We start from the raw sequence: 1,096 nt of genomic DNA, 5'->3' as shown, positions 1-1,096 counted from the left end.
CGGCAGCCGCTGCGTGGCCTGTATGCGCTGCGCCCGCGTGTGTCCCTCGCACTGCATTCGTATCCGCAGCCACAGGGAAGAGGACGGCAGCCGCAAGGTGGATGCCTATGTCATTGACGCCCTGCGGTGTATCTACTGCGGCTACTGCGCCGAAGTCTGCCCGGTCAACGCCATTGTGCTGACCGAGATTTACGCCTATGCGGGCCGCACACGGCAGGAATTTGTCTTTGATGAGGCGCATCTTTTGCGCAACTGGGACGAATTTGCCGCGGAAAAGGGCAATCTGGAAGGGTATGTGAACCCGTTGAGCCGTCCGCGCAATGCGTTGCAGCGTTTTTTGCCGGCCGCCAAACGCCAGGAGCGCGTGAGCGCGGAATGGAGCGGCCAGGAGCAGTGGGTGGGGCAAAACTGGCTGGAGGCCCATGCCCATGATGAGACAACGGTACGCGGCACTGCCGGCAGGCAAAAAGCTGCCGTAACGGGGCTGGCAACGGCCGCTTCGGCGGACACGGCGGAATAGGGCAAAACCGCCCGCAAGACCGGGCTGTTTTGCAGGGTCATGCAGCTTGAACAGGGCAGAACTGCCGGAAAAGCATGCGCAAGTCCACTCCGGGAGGTGGAAGACGTGTTTGGCGAAATTTTCTTTCTTTACTGCGCCGTTGTCATCATTGTATGCGGCATCCTGTCCATCAGGCTGCGCAATCCGGTGCATTGCGTACTGCTGGTGCTGCTGCTGTTTGTCCATATGGCCGCCGTCTATCTGACCCTTCAGGCCGAATTTCTGGCGGCGGTGCAGATTGTGGTTTACGCCGGGGCCGTGCTTGTCATGTATCTTTTTGTGGTTTTTCTGGTGAACTTCAAGCGCGAGATGCGCCTGCCCGCCCTCGTGCCGCACCCCTGGGTGGGTTACGCCATCGGCGCGGCCTTATGCGGCATGCTGTTATGGGGCCTGCGCTTTTTCAGGGCCGGCGGCAAGGATGTGTGGCCCTACGAGATACTGCGGGAGGCGACCCACACCAAGGCGTTGAGCCGTGAGCTGTTTACCCACAATTTTCTTGCGCTTGAAGTGGCCGGCGTACTGCTGCTGGTGGCTCTA

Annotated in this window: 2 protein-coding genes; both read left to right on the top strand. The window is 60.4% G+C overall.

Features of this window, described 5'->3' with window-relative positions:
* Positions 1 to 520 (top strand): NuoI/complex I 23 kDa subunit family protein (locus tag V6C07_RS00675; protein WP_333534439.1); only part of this gene is annotated, 520 nt, incomplete at its 5' end.
* 105 nt (positions 521 to 625) lie between these two features.
* A partial coding sequence (locus V6C07_RS00670; protein ID WP_333534437.1) for an NADH-quinone oxidoreductase subunit J family protein occupies positions 626 to 1,096 on the top strand: 471 nt, incomplete at its 3' end.

Source organism: Desulfovibrio sp. 1214_IL3152 (assembly GCF_036763055.1).
In the GTDB taxonomy this organism is placed as follows: domain Bacteria; phylum Desulfobacterota; class Desulfovibrionia; order Desulfovibrionales; family Desulfovibrionaceae; genus Desulfovibrio.
The sequence above is the reverse complement of the archived record's forward strand: the minus strand, read 5'-3'. Positions and strand labels throughout refer to the sequence as shown.